This is a genomic window from Paraburkholderia nodosa DSM 21604 (genome assembly GCF_000519185.1).
Classification (GTDB): domain Bacteria; phylum Pseudomonadota; class Gammaproteobacteria; order Burkholderiales; family Burkholderiaceae; genus Paraburkholderia; species Paraburkholderia nodosa.
The window spans coordinates 1-9,093 of the sequence record NZ_JAFA01000093.1 but is presented as its reverse complement, the minus strand read 5'-3'; the positions used below and the strand labels follow the sequence as shown (position 1 = coordinate 9,093).

Here is a 9,093-nt window from a genome sequence, read left to right as displayed (position 1 = left end):
GTCGTCTTTCCTGAAGCCGCGCGCGGCACGGGGGAGGGTCACTACGCGTGGGACCTCGGCCCGAACAGCACGATGACCAACGCGAATGTCGATACTGTCGTGCAGGGCACGGAAGGTCGCAATCTGAAGCTGTCGTACAAGGGCGGCAGCAATGAGGTTACGGTGCCGCCGAATGTCCCGATCGTCACCTTCGTGCCGGCTGCGCACTCCGACCTGGCGCCAGGCAAGCAAGTCTTCGTGGTTGCGAAACCAGCGTCACAGGGTACGTATGCCGCGCAGCGCCTGGTGGTCGAAAAGGACGGGGTCGTCCCGCCGATGTAAGAGGAAGCGTTCGGATTCCCCAGAAGTGCTTCGGCGACCGCAGTCCTCGCGCCGGACGGGGGCGCGGACACCCATGCCGGTCCGGCGCGTGGTGTCCTCTCTTGCCTGGCGCCAGCGGCGCGAGCGGGAAATTCCGCTGCCCCTGGTAGCAATGTCAATTGCCCAGCGCCTCACGAAGGCGTGCGGATTCTGCGATCCACCGCACGCCTTGCTTCTGTCGCAGTGCCGGATCAGAAGTCGGCGTGGAGGTTCACGAACGCACTGAGCGACTCTCCTACGTATGCGCCAGCCGCGTTCGCGGCGACGAAATAGCGGCGATCCGTGAGGTTGTGCACATTGATATCAATGCCCCAGCGATGCGCTTCATAGCCGAATGCGGCATTGCCTATCACGTACGCGGGAATCGAATTCACGTTCGTGATGTCGCTGAAGGTGCGGCTTACGTAGTTCAAGCCCGCGCCGACGTGGAATCCCGGAATTCCCGCAATCGGAAATTCATACGTCGTCCAGAGATTTGCCATATAGGCTGGAGCGCCCTGTGGACGATTGCCGACCGAAGCCACTCCCTGCGGGTTGTCGGTGATCTTCGCGTCTTGTGCCGTGACGTTTGCAATGACGTGCCATTGCGGCGAGATCGTTGCATCGAGCGAGGCTTCGGCGCCTTTCGTCCGCTGGCTGTCGAACACGACGCTTTCCACGCCGTTGATCGTCGTGAGCGCCGCGACGTTGTCGCGCGAAACGTCGAATAGCGCGGTGTTCAGCACGTAGCGGTCGTCGAGAAACGAAAATTTCACGCCTACTTCATATTGCAATGCGGATTCGGGCGCGCCGATGCCGTTCTGCGTGTTCTCCGAGTTGAAATTCGCCAGATGGCTCTTCGAAACGCCCACGTAGGGTGACATCCAGGGCAGGACCCTGTACAGCACACCTACGTTCCAGCTCGTGGGCGCGTCGTTGCGCGAGTCGGTCACGCCGGCGACAAGGGGCTGGCCCTGTGTGTCGAAGCGCCCGGGGACTGTGATATTCGGCGTGAGCGACGTATCCCACCAGTCCTTGCGCACGCCCACGCGCACCTTGAGCTTGTCGGTCACGTCGATCTGATCGGTTGCGTAGAGGCTGTAGTAGTTCGCCACCAGGTGATCGTTGTCGCACGAATGCTTTGCGTCGCACAGGAAGGTCAAGCCCGCGAGCGATGTCTCGGGCGGCACCGGTGCGAAGGCGTCGGGAATGTTCGGTAGATCCGCCGTGGTGCGCTCGGTATCGATGACCTGGTGCTGATACTCGAAGCCCGTGAGCAATGTGTGGTTGATGTTGCCGGTGCCGAAGCGCCAGACGGGTTCGAGCTGATAGTCGAAGCTGTTATCCGAATCGTCCTGCTGACGCAACTGTCTGCCGATCACCTCGTTGCCGCTGACCTTCGTGCTCGTGCTGTCGCCGTTGCCGAGAACGTCGAGGCTGCGGTGCAGATACGAAAAGCGGTTGTTGATTGTGAGCACGTCGCTGATCTTCCATTCATCGCTCAGCGTTGGGCGGACATAGGTTCCTCGCGCATAGGCGAAGGGCGTGGAGTATTTCGCGTCGATCGGAACGTTCGTGATCGGTGAACCATGAAAATAGATCAGGCCGTACGAGTCGGGCGTTTCGTGGATGTCTCGCGCGTCGAGCGAAAAGTCGATCTTGTGATTGTCCCGCTTCCATTCGAACGCTGGCCGGATTTCCCTGTCGCGGCTTGCAAGATCGCGAAATCCGTCTGCGCGCGAGAAGGTGGCGTCTACACGATAGTTCAACCCGGCAATGCCGGTTGGGCCCGTAACGTACGCGCTGCTTGAAACCGTGCCGAACGACCCCGCCTGCACGTTGCCGCCATAGTGAAATTCGGCGGAGGGCGTGTAGTGGACGATATTGATCGAGCCGCCCGGCGGCCCGCTGCCGAGCAGTGCCGACCCCGGACCTTCCAGTACCTCGACGCGCTCCACGCCGTTCAGCGAATGCGAAATGCCGCCGAGCAGGTCGCCGTCGGAGAAGCCGTCGTTGTAGATCTGCGCGTTGAGTCCGCGGATCAGGAAATGGTCGTAGTAGCCCTTCGTGTCCTGACCGCCTACGTTGACGCCGCTGGCGTTGCTCACGCCCTGGCGCAACATCGTGGCGCCTTGTTCGGCCATCAGCGCGCGCGGAATCGTCTGCACGCTTGCAGGCAGATCCTTGAGCGCCGTTCCCGTCTTGCTGACCCCGGCGACCTGATCCGGGTCGTTCATGCTGTCGTCCGGCGAAAGCGAGCCGGGTGCCGCGGCGCGCACCTGCACTGGCGGCAAGGTCGGCGCGTCGGCGCCTTCGGGTTGCATCGCGCGCGGCTGCTGCGCGGCGGCGGGGCGCACTAGCGCCAATGTGACAAGCACGCTGCAGAGGGCAATGTGCTTTCGCTGTCGCAACTTTCTCACGTCGGCTTTTTTCATTTATCGGTCTCCTTGACCCTTTGTGTCGATATGGATCGCTCCGGCAACGTGCCGCCTCCGGAATTTGCTGAGGCCCGTGTTTCATCCTGTTCTGATAAAACAAAGGCAAATAGCAATCATTGCGATTAGCGTTAAACGCGAGCGATGGCGATTTATTCCACGCGTGGAGCGCTGATCAATTGTTACTGGGTGTTACGGCGTGTCGATGGGAGGAGGGGCAGGCGCTGGTACCGGGACGATAGCGGTATGACACGGGCGCCGTGGAGAGCGCGGCTTTTCAAGAAGGGGAATGTGTAAGCCTCGTGGTGAATCCGCCGGCCGTGCCCAAAATTACGACCGGCGTCGCGGAGCCATCCAGGCGTCGCGCAGATACATGCTCCGGGTGTTAGGGGCAGCAGGGGGCAAGACGCCGCCGACGTGCGTCTTCCCATCCCGCAATGGCTTCTACTTCGGCGGCATAACCTGACCGCGGATCTCGCCGTCTGGGTGGTCCTTCGTGTGGACGTTGATGTATAAATCGCCGGCGACGAATTCCTTCGCCTGATCTGGCGTCAGCGTAGTCTCGCCCTTGAGGGGACCCTCGATGGGGGTGCTGGTGCTACCCACCTTCGTCAGCCAGACGACAGCTTCGCCATTCTTTCCCATCGCTCCGACGTGGAAATGCGCCATCGTTACCGGACTTGAGAGGTCGTTGTACGTTACGTTCCAGGTGACCTGGCGTGTGTCGGGATCGTAAGTGAGCCTGGCGTCTCCTGTGCCCCTGGTTTGTACTGAAGGCACCTGTTCCGAACCATTGAGCGGGACGGAGAATGAGACGGGCGCAGCAAGCGCCAGGTTAGCCACTCCGGCACATACGATGCCGGCAAGTGCGTGAATGGCGCGCCGCAACTGGAATGCACTCATCTGCTATCTCCTTTCGGCTGCCCCCAGCCGGACGCCGCCACGCAACGCCATCTGACACGAGGGATCAGCATTCAATGGTGGGTTGTTGCCGGGAGCAGTGACACAGGGCTTGCCCGCCGGCGCAGACTTCCGTAAAACCGGAGACACCCGGAGTCCGGCGAACGGATTCGCAAGTACGTAACGCGGTCCGACCGGTCAGCGAGAACATCACCGAGTGGGCGTTCAACACGTACGCAGCGGATCGCGCGAAGAGCCCGGCGACGTACTGCGCAATTCGGCGTGCCGCGCTCAGTAACCACCGCCTGAGGAATTGGTTGAACTGCTCGACGCGCCATTGCCGCCTTCATTCATATCGCCGCTCGCGGCCACGGATCCAGAAACCGCAGCCATTCCGAGGCAAACGAGACACGCAAGAACCATCCGAAGCCGCTTCATGATGTTTTCCTCCTGGGGAAGCTCGCAGGAAGTCCCGCAGAGGGATATCCAGCGAGGCACTAGCCGCGCAATGACCGACGACGCCGAACGGCGCATGCGGAGCGGACGCGTCGCGCGGCTCATCGCGAACGCAGGCGCCTACATAGCCATAAACGCGGCGCACGGACGCCTTATTCCTCATGCGCAACAACGATGCCCATTTGGTTGAAGGGCCGCACCACCGCGGATATGTGACCAGGCACGCACCAGGAACGTCATCGTGTGCCGCGGTGTCCTGCGTCGCGCAAAAGACGAATAGCTTCGAGCCGATCGCCCGGCGTGGCGCATGGTCCATCGCTCGGACGCATGCTCCGGGCGTTAGCGTCAGCAGGGCCAAGATGCCGCTGACGCGCGTCTCATCGCCGATTGGTGCCCGTACTCAGACAGGTTCGGGTGAGGCATTGTGTACGGCTAATACGTTCTCGCCACTCGAGGAATGGTGGCTGAACAGGCGCGAGAATTCGTCGGCGGGGAGCGGCCGCGAGAACAGGTAGCCCTGCCCGCTGTCGCATGACCATTCGCGCAGCAGGTTCGCCTGCTCGGGCGTCTCGATGCCTTCCGCGATCAGCGACAGACCAAGAGACTGGGCGAGCGAGATGATGGCTCTCACGATGGAATCATCCTCGGTGTTTTGTCCGATGCCCTGAACGAATGAGCGGTCTATCTTGAGGACGTCGAGCGGTAGCCGGCGCAGATAGCTCAGCGACGAGTAGCCGGTGCCGAAATCATCGATGGCAATCGTCACCCCGTAGTCCTTAAGGCGGCGCAGTGTTTCGATGCTCTTTTCGGTGTCGCGCATGATTAACCCCTCGGTAACTTCGAGCCTTAGCGAATCGGGGCTGATGCATGCCGCACGGAGGGCTGCAGCGACGTCGTCGATGAGACTCGGGTCGTCGAATTGCCGTGGCGAAAGGTTGACGCTGACCTGCAAGGGGGGATTGGACGCAAACGTCTGCTGCCACTTCGCAAGCTGCAGGCAGGACTGCTCGAGCACATGGCGCCCCAACGGGATAATGAGCCCGCTTTCCTCTGCGATGGCAATGAATTCGGACGGGGCGAGCAATCCACGGACCGGATGCAGCCAACGCACCAGAGCTTCCATTTGATAGAAGCCATCGCCCTGCAGGCGCATGATCGGCTGATAGAAGACTCGCAATTCGTGCCGGTCAATAGCGTGGCGCAGGTCAGTCTCAATTTCGAGGCGCCGCACTGCCTCGGCATGCATGTTGTCCTCAAAAATCACGTAACGGCTCCTGCCTTTACTTTTGGCGCGGTACATTGCGACGTCGGCATCGCGTAGCAGTGCGTCGGCGTCGTCGCGCAGTCCCTCTTTGTGCTCGAACGCGAGCCCAAGGCTCGCACCGACCATGTACTGTTTGTTGTCGAGTTCGAAGTGACGCGTGAACTGCGCGAGGATTCGTTCGGCCACGGCCACGGCCACGGCCTCACCCACCGGTTCAGTGCTGAGATGCTCGAGCAGGATGACGAACTCGTCTCCACCGAGGCGTGCCACAGTGTCAGTTGGACGCACGCATTGCTGGAGTCGCTCGGAAGCCGCAATCAATAGCCGGTCGCCGGCGTGGTGACCGAGGCTGTCGTTCACGCGTTTGAATTGGTCCAGGTCGAGAAAGATCAGGGCAATCGTGGCATTGCGCCGCCGCGCCCGAACGGTCGCCTGACTGATGCGGTCAAGCAGCAGCGCACGGTTTGGAAGACCGGTAAGCGCGTCATAGAACGCCCGCCGTGTCAACTGCTCCTCGAAGTGCTTTCGTTCGGTAATATCGCGCGCCGTCACGACAATTGCACCGATGGATGGGGCATCCAGCAGGTTCGTGAACGTCGTCTCAACATATCTCCATGCACCTTCTTCGCCCTGTGTCCGGATTTCGATCGATTTGGTCGAGCGCTGCGTGGATGAAACGGTCCGCAGTACACCCAGCAGGCTCGGTCGATCAGCAGGATGGATGGGGTCGAGGACGTTCGTTCCCGCAAGCCGTCCAAGGTTGCTCAACGGATCGGGCCGCCGCGTAGGTGCCTCGTAAATGATTGCACCATCGGTATTGCCGACAAGAATCGCATCAGTCGTATTGGCAACCAGCGCCTGAAGTCGCTGCTCGCTCTTTCTCAGCACGTCTTGGGCAGCCGCGTGGGCATTGCTTCGAATACGCCGCAGCATCTGCAGGAACAGCAGCGCGAGCGCGAGGCCGAACAACAGTACAACCGGCGTGGAGACCAGCACAATTCGCTGCACCTTCACAAGCCGGTCAAGTTGTGTGGTGGCGTCGAGGCGGTGTTGCGCGGCTGCCGCGATCACCTTGTCCTCGATTTCATCGAAGAGCGGATCGGCGAGCTTCTCGTCGATCTCGTTCGCGAGCGCAATATCGTGATCGTCGACCGCTTTGAACATCTCGCGAGCAAACTCCCGGTACCTCGCATGCTTGTCGAGCAACGCCCGCAGCGTCTGTGCGTTTTGGGGCTCGAAGTGCATGGCTTTTCCGAGTGCCGTGTCGAGCGCTTCTCCAGCTTCGGCGTGCTCCCGGCGAACTTCGGGGCGTGGATCGAGAAAGTACTTGCGCTCGGCCGACTCTTCCCAGGCGACGCTATAACGGGCTTCTTCGAATATCTTGTCAGCCTCGTTTCCCGCACGGGCCGCAGCGCCCGCGCTCAGACTCTGGAAGGCACCCCAGAAGGCAAGGAGAGGCACACTAAGAAGGACAAGCGTCAGACCGGTGATCGCAGTACGACGTGTCGGCGGGACTTCCTGCGAAGTCTGTTTGCTGTCGGGTGAACACGAGCGGTAACGCCGCAGTCCATGGTGTCCCGGTCTGCGTGGCCGACGCGTCACAGTTGCTCCGTTAAAGGTATCGTCAGTACGCCTCGATAACGTCAGCCGAGAGCAGGTTCTGTAGTCGGTGTTAACGCCTGGAATCGACGAGAGCGTGGCGCACTGACTGCGCGGGCAGCGCGGTTCCACCGATAACTTACACAGCAAACGTTTTCGGGATCACGTAGTGGTCACGGCGCACGCTCTTTGATCGAAGCGAGATGGTTCATCGCCAGAGCAGGCGCGTTTGTGATTGATTCACCACAGTGAGCGCTTCAGCTATGAAGCGTTCCTCGACACGTTCCAGCTGACGGCCCCGGCGCATTACGCAAGCTCTCCTGCGTTGTTCGCGGTGCCGCCGCCGGACGCCTCAATCCTTCACCAGACAGCGGGCCTCGAAGCGATTTCCATCAGACTATCGAGGCACCTTTGCAAACGATCGTGAACAACTGCGCTACGACATGTTCTGCGGAATAAGACGGCGGCCTCCTTCGTTTTGGACATCGAGTGAACAGGTGTGCGCGCCGCGTCTGCATCCGCGCAGGCCTGTGTAGTTCCTTGGGTTTGCCAGGCGACGCCGGTAATGCCGTGCGCGATGCGTCGTCTTTGTCGTCCCGCTTATCGCAGCGGGGTGGGTACCTGTGTGCCTGAGAAACCCCCGAATGCGAAGCGAGCCGGAGGAGATGATGGCATGACACATAGCGTCGCCGCCCGTCGCCTGCTTCAATGCGCCTGGGTTCTGGCGATTGAGGCTATCTGTCTGCTTCACGCCCCCTCTGCGGCGGCGCTCCCGATATTCGCCCGTCAAACGGGACAAAGCTGTGTCGCGTGCCATGCAGGCGGACAGTTTCCCGAGCTGACTCCCTATGGACGAATGTTCAAGCTGAACGGCTACACGTTTGGAGAACGTACCGTCCCGGTTGCCGTGATGGCGACACTCGACATGACAAAGACGAGAGTCAACCATGACGCCAGCGGCAACATCATTTCCCCCAAGGACGGCCTGCCGGTTTTCGACGCTGCCAGCATCTTCCTTGCCGGCAAGATAACCGACAGGATTGGCGCGTTCACACAGTTTACCTACTCGAACTACGATCATCAGGGCAGCGACGGCAGGTGGATCGGTCACTGGGCGTCCGACAACATGGACTTCCGTTATGTGGACAGGATCATTGGCGATGCAAACGACCTGATTCTCGGCACGACGCTGCATAACAATCCGTCCGTGCAGGATGTCTGGAACAGCTCGCCGGCATGGAGTTACCCGTATGTCTCCTCGTCAACGAGCACGGTGGGCGCGCCGCAATTTCTGCCGATCATGGAAGGCGCACTGGCACAGCAGGTTGTCGGCGCCGGGGGGTATGTGTACTGGAACCGGACGATTTACGCCGAGTTGTCGGTGTACCGCACAGCCGACGGCATCTGGTCGTTCATGAGCAAGGGGAACAAGGCCGGAGACCCGAACCACCCGCAGATCTATCTGCGTGGCCAGAATCCCTACTGGCGGTTGGCCCTGACCCACGACTGGGGACCACACAGCGTCATGCTGGGAACCTTCGGGATCAACGCACAGGTCTATCCCAACGACGCAAACGCATTCCCGAGCTTCACGCAGGGCGTAACCCGCTACCGCGATATCGGTTTCGACGCGCAGTATCAGTATCTGCTCGAACCGAACACAATCACCGCGCAGGCGCGCTATATCCGCGAGAACATCAGCGATCCAAATAACCTCGTTTATGGCGACAGCAAGTCGGCCAACCTCGGATCGTTGAGGCTGAAGCTCTCATACGTCTACCAGGCCAAGTACGGCATAAGCCTTTCTTTCTTTAGTCGCCCCTGAACAATTCGTTTTGGCCGTCGTCGGCGTCAGCCGGCGGATGCTCTCTGATCGACAGGGATGAACAGGGCGATGAGAACAATGGTGTAAAAAAACCGCAGCTTCCTCAGGATCATCCGCAGGTTGTGACCAGCTCCGCATAGCACAGCGTGCATCGCGTCACCAAGCGTTCCCTTCAGCCAGTTCCGATCGAGTTTGCCATCTGTCTTCATGTGGCCGATGGCTGGCTCAATCGCACTGCGCCGTCTGATCATCGTCCGTAATCCCCGCGTAATGCC

The 9,093-nt window shown here is 60.5% G+C and carries 4 protein-coding genes and 2 pseudogenes; 2 read left to right on the top strand and 4 right to left on the bottom strand.

All coding sequences use genetic code 11. The annotated features are described in order from the left end of the window. Positions 1–321, top strand: a pseudogene (locus A3CW_RS0143775) (hypothetical protein); the annotation flags it as partial. Positions 322–551: 230 nt separating this feature from the next. Here the strand turns inward: A3CW_RS0143775 and A3CW_RS0143770 are convergent. From A3CW_RS0143770 to A3CW_RS49810, 3 genes are all read right to left on the bottom strand, one after another. Then, positions 552–2,774, bottom strand: a complete 2,223-nt coding sequence (locus A3CW_RS0143770; protein WP_051482109.1) for a TonB-dependent receptor — start codon at positions 2,772–2,774, stop codon at positions 552–554. Between the two features lie 444 nt (positions 2,775–3,218). Continuing rightward, on the bottom strand, positions 3,219–3,677 hold the full coding sequence (locus A3CW_RS0143765; RefSeq protein WP_028209121.1) for a CHRD domain-containing protein: 459 nt from the start codon (positions 3,675–3,677) through the stop codon (positions 3,219–3,221). Positions 3,678–4,530: 853 nt separating this feature from the next. Continuing rightward, positions 4,531–6,855 carry a putative bifunctional diguanylate cyclase/phosphodiesterase gene (locus A3CW_RS49810; RefSeq protein ID WP_154678231.1) on the bottom strand — a complete coding sequence of 775 codons (2,325 nt, stop codon included), beginning with the start codon at positions 6,853–6,855 and terminating at the stop codon, positions 4,531–4,533. 811 nt (positions 6,856–7,666) lie between these two features. Here A3CW_RS49810 and A3CW_RS49805 point away from each other — a divergent pair. Beyond that, positions 7,667–8,818, top strand: coding sequence for a cytochrome C (locus tag A3CW_RS49805; protein ID WP_245623900.1), 1,152 nt, complete (start codon positions 7,667–7,669; stop codon positions 8,816–8,818). A gap of 26 nt (positions 8,819–8,844) precedes the next feature. Here A3CW_RS49805 and A3CW_RS49800 read toward each other — a convergent pair. After that, a pseudogene (locus A3CW_RS49800) lies at positions 8,845–9,093 on the bottom strand (IS5/IS1182 family transposase); the annotation flags it as partial.

Coding starts and splice junctions, on each gene's coding strand:
- A3CW_RS0143770 (WP_051482109.1), bottom strand. CDS start 2,774: ATGAAAAAAGCCGACGTGAGAAAGTTGCGACAGCGAAAGCACATTGCC.
- A3CW_RS49805 (WP_245623900.1), top strand. CDS start 7,667: ATGACACATAGCGTCGCCGCCCGTCGCCTGCTTCAATGCGCCTGGGTT.
- A3CW_RS0143765 (WP_028209121.1), bottom strand. CDS start 3,677: ATGAGTGCATTCCAGTTGCGGCGCGCCATTCACGCACTTGCCGGCATC.